The organism is Phyllobacterium sp. P30BS-XVII, assembly GCF_014138335.1.
In the GTDB taxonomy this organism is placed as follows: domain Bacteria; phylum Pseudomonadota; class Alphaproteobacteria; order Rhizobiales; family Rhizobiaceae; genus Phyllobacterium; species Phyllobacterium meliloti.
The window spans coordinates 372,488-389,737 of record NZ_JACGXO010000002.1; the positions used below are offsets into that span (position 1 = coordinate 372,488).

General features: G+C 55.7%; 13 protein-coding genes. 7 read left to right on the top strand and 6 right to left on the bottom strand.

Annotated elements, in window-relative coordinates:
• Positions 1-10: 10 nt before the first annotated feature.
• The 3 genes from FHW17_RS07730 to FHW17_RS07740 form a co-directional block, all read right to left on the bottom strand.
• Positions 11-2,317, bottom strand: coding sequence for a xanthine dehydrogenase family protein molybdopterin-binding subunit (locus tag FHW17_RS07730; protein WP_182509542.1), 2,307 nt, complete (start codon positions 2,315-2,317; stop codon positions 11-13).
• Positions 2,318-2,336: 19 nt separating this feature from the next.
• The gene (locus FHW17_RS07735) at positions 2,337-2,789 is read right to left on the bottom strand and encodes a (2Fe-2S)-binding protein (protein ID WP_091877912.1); all 453 of its coding nucleotides are present in this window, start codon (positions 2,787-2,789) and stop codon (positions 2,337-2,339) included.
• Between the two features lie 582 nt (positions 2,790-3,371).
• Positions 3,372-5,576, bottom strand: a complete 2,205-nt coding sequence (locus FHW17_RS07740) for a PAS domain-containing sensor histidine kinase (protein ID WP_182509543.1) — start codon at positions 5,574-5,576, stop codon at positions 3,372-3,374.
• A 171-nt stretch (positions 5,577-5,747) separates the two neighbouring features.
• Here FHW17_RS07740 and FHW17_RS07745 point away from each other — a divergent pair, with 171 nt between their 5' ends.
• Positions 5,748-6,254 (top strand): peptide deformylase, encoded by a 507-nt coding sequence (locus FHW17_RS07745; RefSeq protein ID WP_182509544.1) that lies wholly within the window; start codon positions 5,748-5,750, stop codon positions 6,252-6,254.
• Between the two features lie 8 nt (positions 6,255-6,262).
• Here FHW17_RS07745 and FHW17_RS07750 read toward each other — a convergent pair whose 3' ends face one another.
• The gene (locus FHW17_RS07750) at positions 6,263-6,742 is read right to left on the bottom strand and encodes a cupin domain-containing protein (protein ID WP_182509545.1); all 480 of its coding nucleotides are present in this window, start codon (positions 6,740-6,742) and stop codon (positions 6,263-6,265) included.
• Positions 6,743-6,997: 255 nt separating this feature from the next.
• Between FHW17_RS07750 and FHW17_RS07755 the strand changes: the two genes are divergently transcribed.
• A complete protein-coding gene (locus FHW17_RS07755) occupies positions 6,998-8,332 on the top strand; it encodes a diguanylate cyclase (protein WP_182509546.1) in 1,335 nt (444 codons plus the stop codon).
• Here the strand turns inward: FHW17_RS07755 and FHW17_RS07760 are convergent.
• On the bottom strand, positions 8,329-9,342 hold the full coding sequence (locus tag FHW17_RS07760; protein ID WP_182509547.1) for a substrate-binding domain-containing protein: 1,014 nt from the start codon (positions 9,340-9,342) through the stop codon (positions 8,329-8,331). The two genes, FHW17_RS07755 and FHW17_RS07760, sit on opposite strands and share 4 nt — an antisense overlap.
• Before the next feature lie 200 nt (positions 9,343-9,542).
• Between FHW17_RS07760 and FHW17_RS07765 the strand changes: the two genes are divergently transcribed.
• The 4 genes from FHW17_RS07765 (at position 9,543) to FHW17_RS07780 (ending at position 14,771) form a co-directional block, all read left to right on the top strand.
• Positions 9,543-10,571: an ABC transporter substrate-binding protein gene (locus FHW17_RS07765; protein WP_182509548.1), complete on the top strand. Its 1,029-nt coding sequence runs from the start codon at positions 9,543-9,545 to the stop codon at positions 10,569-10,571.
• Between the two features lie 89 nt (positions 10,572-10,660).
• Positions 10,661-12,889: an iron ABC transporter permease gene (locus FHW17_RS07770; protein ID WP_112528992.1), complete on the top strand. Its 2,229-nt coding sequence runs from the start codon at positions 10,661-10,663 to the stop codon at positions 12,887-12,889.
• The gene (locus FHW17_RS07775; protein ID WP_182509549.1) at positions 12,886-13,947 is read left to right on the top strand and encodes an ABC transporter ATP-binding protein; all 1,062 of its coding nucleotides are present in this window, start codon (positions 12,886-12,888) and stop codon (positions 13,945-13,947) included. Before FHW17_RS07770 ends, FHW17_RS07775 begins: the two co-directional genes overlap by 4 nt.
• 23 nt (positions 13,948-13,970) lie before the next feature.
• Positions 13,971-14,771 (top strand): inositol monophosphatase family protein, encoded by an 801-nt coding sequence (locus tag FHW17_RS07780; RefSeq protein WP_112528996.1) that lies wholly within the window; start codon positions 13,971-13,973, stop codon positions 14,769-14,771.
• Positions 14,772-14,821: 50 nt separating this feature from the next.
• Here FHW17_RS07780 and FHW17_RS07785 read toward each other — a convergent pair whose 3' ends face one another.
• Positions 14,822-14,968, bottom strand: coding sequence for a hypothetical protein (locus FHW17_RS07785; protein ID WP_182509550.1), 147 nt, complete (start codon positions 14,966-14,968; stop codon positions 14,822-14,824).
• A gap of 474 nt (positions 14,969-15,442) precedes the next feature.
• Here FHW17_RS07785 and FHW17_RS07790 point away from each other — a divergent pair, with 474 nt between their 5' ends.
• Positions 15,443-17,239 (top strand): thioesterase family protein, encoded by a 1,797-nt coding sequence (locus FHW17_RS07790; RefSeq protein ID WP_246706757.1) that lies wholly within the window; start codon positions 15,443-15,445, stop codon positions 17,237-17,239.
• Positions 17,240-17,250: the final 11 nt, after the last annotated feature.

Genomic DNA, 17,250 nt, shown 5'->3' on the forward strand with positions numbered 1-17,250 from the left:
GATTCAGACCTCACAATTCTTCAGATGCAGTTTCAGAAGGCTCCTCGGCCTTTGTGGTTGCCAGAGCAGCGAATAAGGGTGCTGTCAGCGGCGGTATCATCGAGACACTCTTTTTCTCGGTTCCGCCCGTTTTCAGCTCGTCCCGGTTGAAGGGAAGCGTGCGCAGACGCTTGCCGGTTGCCGAGAAGATGGCATTGCCCAAGGCTGGTGCGGCGGAAACCGTTGCGGTCTCACCGATACCACCGGGGGATTCGGTGCTCTTGACGTGATGGATCTCGATTTTTGGCGCTTCATTGTTGCGCAGGATGCGGTAGTCGTGGAAGTTGCTCTGATTCACGCGTCCCTCACTGAAGGTGATGCCACTATAAAGCGCTGCGGAAAGCCCGAAGATCAGCCCGCCTTCAATCTGTGCTTCAACCGTATTGGGATTGATTGTCACGCCGCAATCAACAGCGACAACTGCGCGGTGCAGTGTGATTTCACCTGCGGGTGAGACCGAAATCTCCAATACCGCCGCCATGAAACTGCCGAAGGCGTCATGCAGCGAGATGCCCCGCCCCATGCCAGCGGCGAGCGGTGTGCCCCAGCCGGATTTTTCAGCAACAAGTTCAAGCACGCCTGCCACGCGTGGCTGGTTCTTGGTCAGTGCCCTCCGGTATTCTACGGGGTCCTTGCCCGCCGCATGGGCAAGTTCGTCCATGAAGCTTTCAACCACAAACACATTGTGGGTGGGGCCAACCCCGCGCCACCATGTGATCGGAACCGGCGGGTCCTCGCGCACCCAGTCGACGTGAATGACGGGCAGGTCATAGGGAGGCTTTGCAGCGCCCTCGACCGCATCGTCATCAAGCTTATCCTCAGGCCAGCCGCTCGGGATGTAATTTCCGAGCACCGAACCACCGGCAACATGGTCAACCCACACTGTTGGCAAACCGTCTTCGCCAAGGCCCGCAGATATGCGGTCATAATAGGCAGGGCGGTAAAGATCGTGCTGGATGTCTTCTTCGCGGGTCCAGATCACCTTGACGGGATAGCTGACCTGCTTGGCGATGGCGACGGCCTGTGCCACGGATTCGGCCACAAGGCGACGACCAAAGCCACCGCCGATCAACTGATTATGCAGGATGACCTTTTCGAGTGGATAGCCTGTAACCTGTGCGGCGACACCCTGCGCAATCGCAGGCACCTGCGTGCCAACCCAGATTTCGCATTCATCGGCGCGGACATGCACGACGCAATTGATGGGTTCCATCGGCGCATGCGCAAGGAATGGAAGCTCATAGGTAGCCTCGACCTTCTTGGCCGCAGCCTTCATCTTGGCTTCAACATCGCCCTCCTGCCGCGCCATGATCGGCTTTTTGTGCTCGGATGCGGCTTTGAGGGCCGCCATGATGTTGCTGCTGTCAAGTTTGGCATTCGCGCCTTCATTCCAGGTGATGTTAAGTGCTTCAAGGCCCTTCTTCGCAGCCCAGAAATGGTCGCCAATGACGGCAACGGCATTGTCGAGCTTGACGATATCGCGCACGCCCGGAATAGCGCGTGCTACCTTGTCGTCCACATCCTGCAGCTTGCCGCCAAAGACGGGGCAGGCGGCGACAGTCGCGACCTTCATATCGGGCACACGGATATCGATGCCGTACTTTACAGCACCATTGACTTTGCCCGGTGTATCAAGCCTGCGGCTGGATTTACCGATCAGCTGGAAGTCCTTCTGGTCCTTCAGCTTGACCTCTGTTGGTACAGGCTGCTTTGCGGCTGCGTCGGCAAGAGCGCCATAGGCGAGCTGGCGGCCGGTTGGCTGATGGGTAACAACGCCAAGCCTGGCGGCGCATTCCGTCACGGGCACCGACCATTCGGCTGCTGCTGCTGCAACCAGCATCATGCGCGCAGTCGCGCCCGCTTTGCGCAGCGGTTCCCAGGTGGCGCGCATGGATGTGGAGCCGCCTGTGGCCTGTCCGCCAAGGGCCGCGGTCGCATAGAGCTTGTCGTTTGGTGGTGCATCGACGGCTTTAACCTGATCAAGGCCGACTTCCAGTTCCTCGGCAATCAGCGTTGCTTCGCCCGTATGGGTGCCCTGACCCATTTCGATATTGGGAAGGATGAGCGTGATCTGCCCATCGGTGCCGATGCGAATATAGGCATCGGGCGAAAAGGCGGCGGTGACATCACCGTCAACCGGCAGTGCAGTGCTGGCGGCAAGGACCGGTTTCACGCCTGCGCCAAATAATGCAAAGCCCAGAATCAGGCCGCCACCTTGCAGGAAGGCGCGGCGGGAAGTTCCTGTTTTCGGGGAGGGGGAGGAGGATGGCTTGCTCATGCTGGCTATCTCCATTTCCTCAGGCCTTCGCGGCCTGTTTTATGGCCGCTCGAATCCGGGGATAGGTGCCGCATCGACAGATATTGCCGGACATGGCCGCATCAATATCGCGGTCAGTGGGGTCGGGGTTTCGATCAAGCAGGGCGGAGGCGGACATGATCTGTCCGGACTGACAATAGCCGCATTGCACGACTTCCAGATTGAGCCAGGCGTCCTGTATTTTCTTGCCTGATGGCGTGGCGCTAACCGCTTCAATGGTCGTTATCTTGCGCGAACCAACCGAGGCGGCGGGCAGGACGCAGGAGCGTACCGGGCGTCCATCCAGCTGCACCGTACAAGCGCCGCACTGGGCAATGCCACAACCAAATTTGGTGCCGGTCAAACCAATCACATCACGCAGCACCCAGAGCAGAGGCATATCCTCCGGCACATCAACGTTGCGATCTTCGCCATTTATATTCAGGGCTATCATCAGGCCGCTCCTCGGTTATCCGTGTCTGTGGGACAGATGTCAAAGTCAACGCAGCATGTGCGATTGATGACACAGAAAAGCCACCCTTACCAGAGGTTGTAACAGGAAGGTGATCGGCATTGGCGGCAGGAGGCTGCCCCAGGCAATTGTACGATAGAATTTGCTGGCAAACGAAACTCCTTCCGGAGCGCTTGCCAGCGTTACCGCCTGAAATATCAGATGTTTACAAGAACGGTCAGACCGCGAAGATAACAGCCGTTACCATCATTGCTCCGAACAAAATGGCAGAGCATGTTATCCAATTGCACAGATCGCCGTTTTCTTTAACGTGTCGCATCACTTGCCTCCTGTTGAGCGTAACCGGCTAAACCGGCGCGTTCTCAAAGACCACGAACACCCGCCGCTGACTCTGTTGGCCAACGATCGTTTTTGAAAAGAGTGATTCATGTCCTGCTGCCGGAGCGTGCGGAATTGGTATTCAGCCATCCGGATTACAGCAGTTCGGAGTATAGCACTTACCGGACTGGGGCTCAATTTGTTGTCCGGCGTGGAATCATCACATTTGATATCGGAACCGTGAGATTACGTTAATTTTTCGTTACCAGCCGCCGCGTCAACCAGTCTGGGAAAGATCATGCGCACCAGCGCTCCACGGCCTTCATAGAAACCCGCCGGGGCATCATGCATTTCGAGCCGTCCTCCATGGTCCTCGACAATTTTCTTGACGATGGCGAGGCCAAGTCCGGTACCCTTTTCGCGGGTGGTCACGTAAGGCTCCAGCAATTGATGCCGGTTTTCGGCTGGTAACCCCTTTCCGTTGTCGACGATTTCAACAAGGATGGAAGGACCAGAGCCCGCCGCCCGTACGAGTATGTGTCCTTCGCTGACAGCGCCGGACTGCAGCATGGCATCGATGGACTCAGATGCATTCTTGATGATGTTGCCGAATGCCTGCCCCAAAAGGCGGCTGTCGAAATTGCCGATAAGTGGCTCGTCGGCGAATTCATGTTCGAACTTGATCTGGCTGTTGCTGATTTCAACAAGGAAAGATGCGTCGCGCAGGACATCGCGAACATCCGTTGCGGCCAGCTGCGGCTTTGGCATGCGGGCGAATTCGGAAAACTCATCCACCATGCGGCCAATGTCGCCGACCTGCCGGATAATGGTCTCGGTACACTGGTCAAAGACTTCACGGTCTTCGGTGATGACTTTGCCGTAACGGCGACGCAGCCTTTCGGCGGAAAGCTGAATAGGTGTCAGCGGATTTTTGATTTCGTGGGCGATACGCCGCGCAACATCAGCCCAGGCGGATGAGCGGTGTGCCGCGACGAGATCGGTGATGTCATCGACCGTAACCACATAGGATGTGTTCTGGGTGTCCGCGTCTTCGCGCGTGATCTGGACGTTGAATGAACGGGCGACACCATTGCGGGTCATGGCAATCTGCTTGCGGCTTGACGAGCGTCCGCTATCGCGTGCCGTGGTGAAGACTTCGCCAAACTCCGGCAGAAGCTCTGTCAAATTGCCGCCGATCGTCGAAACGCCATCCTCCAGCAGCATGGTTTCAGCGGGCCGGTTGATAACAGCAATGTCGCCTTGTGTGTTGACGCTGATCACGCCAGCGGTGACGCCGGAAAGAACGGCCTCGGTAAATCGCCTGCGCTCATCGATCTGCTCTTTTGCCGAGATCAGATCGGTGTGCTGGGTTTTCAACTGTCTGACCATCTTGTTGAAGGTCAGGGATAGCGAGCCAATGTCGCCATCAGATCCGCGAACAGGAACAGAGACATCAAAATCTCCTGTCGCTACTTCTTCGGCTGCCCCGATAAGCAGGCGAATGGGCTGAACCACACGATTGGCGACGGCGATGCCTGTCCAGACGGCTGTCAGAAGCAGCAATAATGTCAATTCGACGTAGAGCAGCGCATAGGCGATCTGCGTGTTCTTGCGGTTGCTGGCCAGCGACTGATACTCGCTGTTATTATCGGTCATAACCCGCATATTGTTCAGAGCCGACGGATCGATGGTGCGCAGCGTATAGAGGTAGAGGTCCGGCAGTGCCTGTGTCTTGACGACGGCCCCGACCAGATTGGTCTCACCCGGCGGGATCAGGGCGGGCCGGTCGCCAGCAGCGCCGCGCAATGCCGTCAGCGGAACCGGCGGCAGCTGGTGGTCATTGATGAGGTTTGCACTGACAACGATTTCGCCTGTTGATTTGACCAGTGACGCGCCCAGAAGATTGTTACGGCCCGCATCATAGGTCAGCCAGTCAGCAAAAGCGCCGCGATCCAGGCTGAAAAGCATACGCCGCTGGTCAAGCTCAATGGCCATGGAAAGGGTTGTAGTCACCAGATTCTGGGCATTGTCTTCCGTATAGGACTGCGCTGCCTTGATCGACATGTCGATAATCTTGTTGTTGTCGACATTGATCCATGAATTCAGTCTGTTATCCAGAATAATCAACGAAAAACAGGCGACAATGATGCACGGTATCGACGCGATCAGAGCGAAGATGAAGGCGATATTGGTGTGCAGATCATTGTGCTTTTCCTTGTTCTTGAAAAGGAAGAGCTTTCGTACGGTCGCATAGGACAGATAGATCAGCAGCAGGATCGAGACCGTATTGGCGGCGATGATAAGCTGGGTGATCTCTTTTGTCGGCGATATGGTGGTGATGCCCATCATCACGATGAACGAGGCAATCGTCGTTGCCAGAGCAAGAAGCGTTAGAGATAGCGCGCCCCTTGGCAGAACCTGTTGTTTGATCTCGGTTTCGCTGGAGGACATTCATCAGCCTCGTTGGGTCTTTCCGTCAGATAACGGAGACCACAGTCATTCGTTGTGGATTATCGGGCGTGGTGCCGCTTGTAAAGCAAGCTTGCATTCTGGCAGTGGTTTGGGGCAACAGGGTGGACAGGCGTTGCTGATCTGCCACGCGGTTTTGACCGGAGTATCGATATGACAGTTCGCACGATTGTAAAATTTCCAAACCCGCATCTGCGGGCAAAGGCAGAACCTGTCACGGAGTTTGATGACAGCTTGCGGACCTTGGCTGCCGATCTGCTCGACACCATGCGCGATGCACCTGGAATCGGTATTACGGCGCCGCATATCGGCATTTTGAAACGCGTCGTGGTTGTTGAACTCGATGACGGGCAGGGTGTGCGATATTATATCAATCCATCAGTTGAATCGGCATCGGCTGCTCTGGTGAAGAATATGGAGGGCAGCGTGTCGATGCCCGGCATCAACGATGAAGTTGAACGGCCATCGTCCGTCCGTATAAGCTATCAGGACCTGACCGGCGCCGCGCAAATCCAAGACGCCGATGGATTGCTGGCTGTGTGTCTGCAACACGAAATTGACCAGCTTGACGGGATTTTCTGGCTGTATCGATTGTCAAAGCTCAGGCGGGACCGACTGGTCAAACGGTTCGAGAAACAGCAGCGTGTCCAGATTGCCTAGTCTGTGTCTCATCGGTGAATGGGATCTTTCCAAAGAACGCCCTCCGGCTTTTCGGCGGGTTCGATATCGAGGTTGACAACCACCGGCTCCTGACCGGAGCGAACCAGCACACATTCCAGCGGCTCATCTTCGCTGGCATTGATCTCCTGATGTGGAACGTAAGGCGGGACAAAAATGAAATCGCCCGGACCTGCTTCTGCCACATATTCCAGCTTCTCGCCCCAGCGCATCCGTGCCTTGCCTTTAACCACATAGATGATGCTTTCAAGATCACCATGGTGGCGGGCGCCGGTTTTGGCATTGGGGTGAATGACAACGGTCCCGGCCCAAATTTTCTCGGCACCGGCGCGGGCATGGTTGATTGCGGCTGCCCGGTTCATACCGGGTGTTTGTGCCGTGTTGGGATCAAGGGAATTACCCGGAATGACTTTCACGCCATGCTCGCGCCAATCGACAGGTTCATCGTGATGGTGATGATCTTCCGACATAATGCCTCCTGCTTGTCTGATGGCACAGCGTAACGGGCGGCTGGAAAAGACGCCAGTCACCTGTCAAAAAATGGTTCAGGCCATGTGACCGATAATTAACCTTAGGTTGCAGTAATTGACTTGACGCTCTGCCTTTCCGGTCGCCAAAGTAGGGGTGCCGCGGGTTGCCTGCGGAGGAGCCAAGACTGTGTGATGCCATCGAGCAAGTCGCGACAATCACCATTCGACACCCAGAATGAGCGGGGGGGTGATCGCTTGCTCCAGATCGAAGCTGTTTATGACAAGGTTCCGGTTGGGCTCTGCTATCTCAATCGCGATGGCGTCTTTGTTACCGTTAACGACCAGCTTTCGCGTATGCTTGGCATCAGCAGTGACCATGCAATTGGCCGTCTGGTCGAGGATATTGTGCCTGATCATGCGGCGTTGCTCCGGGTCAGCCTCGTTACTGCTTTGGAAGAAAAACCCGTTCCCGATCACGAGCTTCAACGCTCGGGTGAAACCTTCATGGTTTCGGCCGCTCCTGTTACCAATGATCTTGGCGAAGTGGCCGGGATATCCGTCGCCTATACCAACATCACCAATATGAAGCGGATGTCTGAACAGCTGGCGCAAGTCGAACAGCGCACCGCCTATGCTTTGGAAAGTGCGGGGCAATGGATATGGGACATGAATATTGCGACGAACCGTGTCTGGCGATCCCCGCAATACCGTGCTCTGCTCGGGCTTGATCCGGCAAGTCCGGAGACGGAAAATATTGCATGGGACATTGTTCATCCTGACGACAAGCAGGGCGCCATTCAGGCTTTTGAAGACGTGGTGAGTGGCCGCAAGCCATATTTCGAAGCCATATATCGCGTGCCACGCGGTAGCGGCGGACAGGCCTGGATAATGAGCCGCGGCAAGATTGTCGAATATGGGCCCGATGGATCGCCGCTGCGGCTTCTGGCAACGAGTGTTGATATCAGCAGTCAGAAACTGATTGAGGAACAGCTCTCATCGACCGTTCGGATGCGGCTGGAACTGGAGCAAAAACTGCTCGAAGCCAACCGGAAGTTGAAGAAACTGTCGGAAAGCGATCATCTCACCGATCTGCCGAACCGGCGTAAGTTCAATCGCCTGCTCAAACGGGAATATGACAAGGCCATTGACCGTGGCCAGTCCGTGGCTCTGCTTATGATCGATATTGATCATTTCAAAGCCTATAATGATGTTTACGGACATATGGCCGGAGATCGCTGCCTCGTGCAGGTGGGGCGTGTCCTGAACAGGGTCGTCAGGGAAGGTACAGGCGTTGTCGCCCGTTTCGGCGGCGAAGAGTTTGCCGCGCTGTTACCCGCCGCAATGATGGCCGATGCCATAGATGTGGCAAAAACGATTATTGATACCGTGGCGGGTCTTCAACTGGACCATGAGGGAACGCCGGCGGGCAAGACCTCGGTCAGTATTGGTGTCAGTGTGCTCGATCTGATGAGCCCTGCGACCTTGGGCGGGCCAGACGAATTGCTTAATCTTGCAGACCGGGCACTTTATGAAGCCAAGCGGGCAGGGCGCGGCCGTTTCAGCGTCTGGGGAAGCTTTTCTACTGATTAAGCTGGTTTGCCGCGAATTGTTTTACGCCAGATCATTGGAGCGTGCAGATTGATTGAGGGATTGTCTGCCCCGGTCGGATTTTCGGTACTCGTCAGCCATTCCACACTGCTTTTCACGATATCGTCGACAGGTTGGGTAAAAGTGGTCAACGCGTAGGATGACCAGCTTGCCTGTGGGATGTCATCGAAGCCCGTAACACAAAGGTCCTCGGGAATGCGCAGCGAAAACTCGTGACGCGCGCTGTCCATCAACCCGAACGCCATCAGATCGTTGACGCAGAAAACAGCATCAGGGCGGGCAGGTTCGGTAAACAGCATGCGGGCAATCTGTTGTCCGCTCTTATAAACTGTATTTCCGTGCCGTATCACCGTCACCTCAAGCCCGAACTCTGCCGCTGCAGCGACAAAGCCGCGTTCGCGCGCCATCAGGCTCGGCGTGCCGACGGCAGAGTTGGCAAAGGCCAGGCGCCGGCAACCGGCCCGCAGAAATGCGCTGACGACCGCGCGCGCCGCGCGCCTGTCATCAAGGTTGATGTAAAGCGGGCCTTCGACGTCGTCGTCCCGATTGATGAGAACGATACGTTGGCCGCTGTCGAGACAGAGTTTGGTGATGGCCTTATCAGGCAGCCCCGACAACAGGATCGAGGCGTCGGCGCGATAATTGAGAGTTTGCCGCAGGGCCGCATCGACACTGCCATCGGAACGGTCGGTGTTGATGATCATGCACACCTTGCCGACCCTTTGCAGGGCATGGGACAACTCCCGCACCAGCCGGGCACGATAGGGCGTGTCCATTTCCGAAGCGACAAGGCAGACGATGCCGCTTTCACTGCGCATCAGTCCGCGAGCAAGCTGATTGACGTGATAGCCAAGCGCATCAGCAGCTTCAATGACGCGTCGGCGCGTTTCCTCGGAGACACTGGCTCCCGGCGTGAATGTGCGGGAAACCGCCGAGCGCGAAACGCCAGCCCGTTTTGCAACGTCTTCAGCGCTGATGAATGATTTGTTCAAAAAGGTTCCACCCGGCAATCTTCTGTTTCATCATAGGTTGCACGCGTTTGCGCTCCTTCGCAATATGTACGTGTTCATATTTTCTGAGACAAAAGTACTGAGCTTACTTGACATGATGTATTCGGGTGTGAAAGCTTTGCACACGCTTGCAAAAATAAGCGACGGCATGGAGGTGCCGCTTTTTCAGGGAGGAGAAATTCATGCGTTCAGTCTTTGCCATTGCTGCCGCTTTTGCCGTTGGTATCCAGATGATGCCAATAAAGGCGCACGCTGCGGACAATCTCAATTTGATCTGCTCGGCTGATGTCGTCATCTGCGAGTTGATGAAGGGCATGTTCGAGAAGGATACGGGCATTGAGGTCAATATGGTGCGCCTGTCATCGGGTGAGACCTATGCAAAAATCCGCGCCGAGGCGCGTAACCCAAAGACTGATATCTGGTGGGCTGGCACAGGTGATCCGCATTTGCAGGCGGCTTCCGAAGGCCTGACGCAGGAATATAAGTCACCACTGCTCGATCAGTTGCAGGATTGGGCGAAGAAGCAGGCGGAAAGTTCCGGTTACAGGACCGTTGGTGTTTATGCCGGTGCGCTCGGCTGGGGCTATAACACGGATATCGTCAAGAAAAAGAACCTGAAGGAGGCCAAGTGCTGGGCTGATCTGCTCGATCCGTCCTATAAGGGCGAGATTCAGATGGCTAACCCCAATTCGTCGGGCACCGCCTATACGGCGCTTGCCTCGCTTGTGCAGATCATGGGCGAAGACAAGGCCTATGATTACCTGAAGAAGCTCAACACCAATGTGTCCCAATATACAAAGTCCGGCTCTGCGCCAGTGAAAGCTGCTGCGCGCGGTGAGACCGCGCTCGGTATCGTTTTCATGCATGATTCTGTTGCACAGACTGTCGAGGGCTTCCCTGTGAAGACCGTGGCACCGTGCGAGGGTACGGGCTACGAAATCGGCTCCATGTCGATCATCAAGGGCGCGCGCAATCTCGATGCGGCGAAGAAATGGTATGACTGGGCGCTGTCAGCCGAAGTGCAATCGCACATGAAGGAAGCAAAATCCTTCCAGCTGCCTTCGAACAAATCAGCTGTCGTTCCGCCGGAGGCACCGAAGTTCGAAGACATCAAGCTCATCGACTACGACTTCAAGACCTATGGCGATCCGGAAAAGCGCAAGGCATTGCTTGAGCGCTGGGATAAGGAAATCGGCGCAAGCGCCAATTGATCTGATTTCCTGAGTTTTGCGTGCCCGGTTTTATGCATTCGGGCACGCGACTGCCATTTCCATCATTGAAGACAGTATTGGGTAGCACAATGGAACGTAGCGACCGGAGATTGAACATTGCCCTCGGTATAGGCCTTGCCGGGTTTGCGCTTGTGCCGTGGTACAGGATCGAAAGCGGTTTCTATGGCTTCGGCTGGCTTGGCAATTTTCCGTCCGGCCCGGCAGAGGCACCCGGCCTCGTGCAGATGGCTTATCATGGGCGCTGGACACTTATCATTATCGCCGTTCTGTTCGCGTTGGGACTGATCGCGCGCGCTTTCAAGGTTTCGCCTTTGCGGGCCAATCTGCTTGTCGGTGCAGGGGCTGTTGGCATTGTGTTTCTGGTGCTGCAGGGTCTGGCTGTTGGTTTTACCGGTTGGACCTGGGCGATCAGCGAACATCTGTTCGGAACGCTTGCGGACGGGCAACCCTCCATGGGCGCTGGTGCCGGTCTGGTCGCGTTATCGTTTGTCCTGATGTTCTCCTTTGGGCTCGCCGAGCGGGGCGTCCTGCGCGGTGATGCGTTTGTCGTTGCATCAATTGCACTGCTGATCTTTCTGGTCGCGATTTTCGTGTTCTACCCCGTCGGCAGCATGCTTATCGGTTCCGTTCAGAGTGTTGATGGCTCGTTCGATCCATCCGGTTTTATCCGCAATATTCAGGACCCGTCGATTTGGAGCCTTGATTGCGTTGTGGGCGGCAATCGCTGCGGCGTTGCATGGCGCACGCTGTTTCTTGCCATTCTTTCCGCCTCCGGTTCCACGCTTCTCGGCCTTTGTTTTGCACTGGTGGCAACGCGCACGCGCTTCCCGTTCAAAAAAGGCCTGCGTCTGCTGACGATCCTGCCGATTATCACGCCGCCTTTTGTTATTGGCCTTGCGCTCATCCTGCTGTTTGGCCGGGCGGGTGTTGTGACCCAGCAATTGTCCAATTTCTTCGGCATCGAGCCGGGCCGCTGGCTCTATGGCCTGACCGGCATATGGATCGCGCAGGTCCTGTCCTTCACGCCAATATCCTTCCTTGTGCTGATTGGCGTTGTGGAAGGCGTGAGCCCATCCATGGAAGAGGCGTCGCAGACCCTGCGTGCCGACCGCTGGCGCACATTCTGGCGGGTTTCGCTGCCCCTGATGAAGCCCGGCCTCGCCAATGCGTTTCTCATCGGCTTTATCGAAAGCATGGCGGATTTCGGTAATCCACTGGTGCTTGGCGGCAGCCACGGCGTGCTGTCGACGGAAATCTTCTTTGCGGTGGTCGGCTCGCAGAATGACCCGTCGCGGGCGGCTGTTCTTGCGATCATTCTTCTCTTCTTCACACTGTCGGCGTTTCTGGCCCAGCGTGTGTGGCTGGCGGGCAAGAGCTTCGCCACGGTGACGGGCAAGGGAGATTCCGGCGCGCATATCGCCTTGCCGCGATCTTTGTCCATTGGTGTTCATGCGATTGTCATTCCATGGATCATTTTCACACTTGTCATCTACGGCATGATCCTGTTTGGCGGCTTCGTGCGCACATGGGGTCTCGACAACACATTGACGCTGGAGCACTACCAGCGGGCATTCTCCTTCAGTTTCGAGAATGGTGCCATCGCCTGGACCGGCGTTGCCTGGAATTCGTTCTGGACGACCATCAAGATCGCGCTGATCTCCGCCCCGCTGACTGCCGCTGTCGGTCTGTTGACGGCCTATCTGATCGTTCGCCAGCGCTTTGTCGGTCGTAATGTGTTTGAGTTTGCCCTGATGATGAGCTTTGCCATTCCCGGCACCGTTATCGGCATCAGTTACATCATGGCGTTCAACTTGCCACCGCTTGAGATGACCGGTACGGCGCTGATCCTCATTGCCTGTTTTGTCTTCCGCAACATGCCCGTTGGCGTGCGTGGCGGCGTGGCGGCCATGAGCCAGCTCGACAAGAGCCTCGATGAGGCATCGCTGACATTGCGGGCAACCAGTTTCCGTACCATCCGCAAGGTCATTCTGCCCCTGCTGCGTCCGGCGATCGTTGCTGCACTCGTCTATTCCTTTGTGCGGGCCATCACCTCAATCAGCGCTGTCATATTCCTTGTGAGCGCCGAGTATAATATGGCGACATCCTACATTGTCGGACTGGTCGAAAATGGCGAGTACGGCGTGGCGGTGGCCTATTCCTCCATGTTGATTGTCGTGATGATCGTCATCATCACCTGTTTCCAGCTTCTGGTGGGCGAACGAAAGCTGCGGCGTGAAAACCGTGTCGCAACTGCCTTTGTTCCGTCTGCCACCCCAAAAGAAAAGGCCGCCTCATGACCACGCATCGCACCGGCTCTGTCGTTTTCTCCAATGTCAAAAAACAATTCGGAAATTTCACGGCGATTCATGATCTGTCGCTGGACATCGAGCCCGGCACGCTTGTCACATTGCTTGGACCTTCCGGCTGCGGCAAGACCACGACCCTGCGCATGCTGGCCGGGCTTGAGCACCCGTCTTCGGGCCGTATCCTGATCGGCGGCAAGGATGTGACCATGCTGCCCGCCAATGAGCGCGATGTGTCGATGGTGTTCCAGTCCTATGCCTTGTTTCCGCATATGTCGGTGCTTGAGAACGTTGCTTATGGCCTTGAATCATCCGGCATGAAAAAATCTGATGCCCGCGAAAAAGCAGAAGAGGGTCTTAAACAGGTTGGCCTTGCAGGGTATGGCCAGCGCCTGCCGGCCGAGCTTTCCGGTGGCCAGCAGCAGCGCGTTGCCGTTGCCCGCGCGCTGGTTCTGGAGCCGCAAGTGTTGCTGCTGGATGAACCCCTGTCCAATCTCGATGCGCGTCTGCGCCGCCGCGTGCGTACAGAAATCCGCGAGTTGCAGCAGCGGCTTGGTTTCACGGCAGTTTATGTCACCCATGATCAGGAGGAAGCGCTTGCCGTATCCGACCGCATCATCGTGATGCAGGACGGCGTGATTGCCCAGCAGGGGACGCCGCGCGAATTGTATGAGGCACCGGCTTCATCATTTATTGCCGACTTTATCGGCGAGGCCAATGTGGTGCCTTGTGAAGTGCTACGCAGCGATGGCGGCAAGGCTATTATCCGCATTGGCACGCTGGAACATACGGTGCCGGGGCGCAATGCCAAGCCGGGGCCGGCAAAGATTGCAGTGAGGCCGAACGCAATTACGCTGGAGCCGGAGGAGAACGGTGCCTTTGCCGGAAGCATCCGGCACGCCGCCTATCTTGGCGATCATGTGGAATATGAGGTGGAAACGGCATCCGGAACACTGTTTGTGGTTGATCCGGCGGTTGATCGCAATCTTGCTCCCGCAACCAATGTGAGCATCGGTTTTCATCACCGTGGCATCGCTATCATCAACAACTGAAACTGTATTTTCAAAGGACTATCATGACATCGCATGCGCAAGCCGAATTGCAGGGCCGTTTTGGCCTTGCCAAGAAGATGGCTATCGAAGCCGGAGCCGTGGCACTGGCGCATTTCAATGCGCGCGAGCGGCTGGTTATTGAAACCAAGGCTGATCCGCAGGATGTGGTTTCAATCGCCGACCGGGAAGTGGAAGAACTGATCCGTGCGCGTATCGGCGCTACCTATCCCGGTGATGCAGTGCTTGGCGAAGAGTATGGTGTGAGCGAGGGAACCTCGGAGTTCACATGGGTCATTGACCCGATTGATGGCACCAGTCCTTTCGTCAACGGCATGCCGACCTGGTGTATTTCCATTGCGGCCATGCGTGGTGAGGAGATCGTTGTCGGGGTGATTTATGTGCCCTGCAATGATGAGCTTTATGCTTCAGCGCTTGGCATGGGTGCGACTCTGAACGGCAAGCCGCTCATGATCGATTCTGAAAAAACCATTCGGAATGCGGTGACGGGCATCGGTGCCAATCATCATGTCACCCCGGCGGTCGTTGCGTCGCTGGTGGAAAAGTTGCTGGAAGCGGGCGGCAATTTTATCCGCAATGGTTCAGGCGCACTCATGCTGGCCTATGTGGCGGCGGGGCGTCTGGTTGGCTATTACGAACCTTACATGCATGCCTGGGACTGCATGGCCGGGTATTGCCTCGTCAAGGAAGCGGGCGGCTGGCACCATCCTTTTCCGGTGAAGGGAGATGGGTTGACCAAGGGCGCGCCCGTTCTTGCTGCCGCGCCGGGCGCAGTCGATGATCTCAGGAAGATTGCTGGCCTATAATCAGACAACAGGCACCGGCGATATGGAAGCCGGTGCCTGCTGTTTCTGTGCTATTTCTGTTGAACCGACACGCCGCTTTCGCCGATCTTTAACTCGATCCCCGTTGGCTTTGTATTCTGCTCGTAAATGTAGAAACCCAGCCCGAGGACGAGCACGATCAATCCACCAATGATCAGGTAAAGCATGTTCTGGTTCATGTTGGCCCCTCCAGATTACAAATGTTCTCATGGGGTTAGACCATTCGAGCTACCCCATGACAACCCTTGCAAGGGCGTTATCAAAAGCTGATTACCCATCTGGCCAGCATTGAATCCCTGTTATAATCGCGCTCTGCTCGCTGACATATCGCTTTCACACCCGGACGATAAATCGTGGATCTGTGGTGATTCCTGCTATGATTTTGCTGTATCTTGGAGGAACCATTGCGCAACAGTCCGTATCGGGACTTCAGCCTTCAGTCCTGACAGCATTCCCAACGTTATTCTGGCTGGAAATCCCGATGAAAACTGTTTGTGCCTGCAATAGGAAAGAAAGCAAAAAATGCTGATTCTTTGCGCAACTGCGAAGAGCAAATCATTGACTTATCACGACGAATAACGTCGATTAAAGTTGGTGTTGACGATCACCGACTCTCGAAAAGCTGGATAGACATGACGTTCGTGCGAAATCTTATGTGGGCGCCTACAATTGGCCTATCCTGGTTATGGGGATTGGGTTTCTTCTATTCAATCCATGTCACCCTGACTTATGGCTGGCTGGGCTTTTTCGGGTTCGCGATTGCCAATGTCGGCGGGCTCTGGCTATTCGGTTATATTCTTGGTCGCAGCAAGCGAACGCCTGATCAGATCATGAAGGATATTGAAAGCCGCTATGTTGGCGTCTTTCTGCTTTTCCAGATGGCGGCGCTTGTTGTTACGATTTTCGGGTTTGTTGCCTATCTCTGGCAACCGATTGTGGGTGAGGGTGCATCGATCGGCGTCGCTTTCCTGCTTTTGGTCTCCTGTGCGATTGGACATGCCCTGTCCCTGCAACAGCTCAAATTGCTGCATATCGTCTACATGATTGTCGGTGTTGCCGCTGGTATTGTTCTGCTGGTCGGTCTGAGACAAACGTCTGATTATCCCGGTGTGCCGCTTCAAAGTTTCGATGCGCGTTTTTATGGTCTGGTTATGCCAACGCTGATCGGGTTTTTGCTCGGCCCTTGGCTCGACATCCAGCACTGGCAGCGTGCCGTCTATATCAAGCGCGAGGGTGGGTCTGTCGGCCTCGCCTATGGTGCCGGTGCCTTGCTGTTCTTCGGCTTTCTTTTGCTCAATGCGCTGACAGCCTCGGCGGTGGGACCCATTGGCAGCATTATTTCCATTGATGGTTTGCCCAGTGCGCAGGGATCTGTTTCCGCAGCGGCTGTGCTTTCTGCGGAAAATGGTTCGACCTATCTGGGAATCGCCTTTGTCATCTGGACTGTCATCGCATTGGCATCGACGGTCGACAGTTTTTACTGCGCTACCAGCTGGTATCTGCGCGGCAAAAACATGCGCAGCAACAGCCCATTGCTTGCGCTCATCCCCGATGGCATTGCATCATCACCGCTCTGGTTGCTGATTGGTGCCGCCTGGGTCGCCTATGCGGCAGTGCCGGCAAACTTTTCACTCATGTATTTCATGATGCCTTTTGCGACATTGTTCGTCAGCGCCTCGGCCAATCTCGTGTGTGAAGCGCTCGGTGCTAAGCCGAAATTTGATCCCGTGCTGAGCTTTCTCATTGGCTGCGGATCATCCTTGATCTTCGTTCTGGGTTATATCCAGCCCGTGCCTGGCTTCCTGTTCCTGTCACCGTTTATCGGTTTGATCGGCGCATTGCCTGTCATCATCGAATTGATAGGCCCGAAGTCGAAGGCTATTCCGGTGGAAATTGTTGATCAGCCGATCCGCATGATGAGTGCCGCACCGCTAACCACTGCGACGGGTTCGGAGGAAATCTCGCAATCGCATGGCTTCGATGGTGAGTGGTTTGTCATGCATCTCACACCGACCTATGACGACACCAATTCCGTGGGCAATGTGTATTTCGCCAATTATGTGCGCTGGGTTGGCAAGGCGCGTGAGCTGTTTTTTAATGTCTGCATGCCGGATTTTGATCTGGCAACAACACGCTTCTACATTCTTACACGCTCTTTCACCCATGATTACCGGCGGGAATCGAAGGAATTCGAACAGATCAGTGTTCGCATCAAGATCGCCAAGCACAACCGCAAGTTCGTAACATTGCAGCACGAGATTCACAGCGCGGCTCAGGGGCTGCTTGGCCATGGTGAGCAGTCTTTGATGTTTGTGGATCGGGATCAGTATAACCCGCTCGATATTCCGGGTGAGGTCATCAAGGGGTTTCTGGCCTATTGGCCCAAGGACTCGCGGCTGTCACCAAGCTATCGTCCTGTTGTGCAGGACAAGACCAAACGTCAGGCTTGACCCATCGGGGC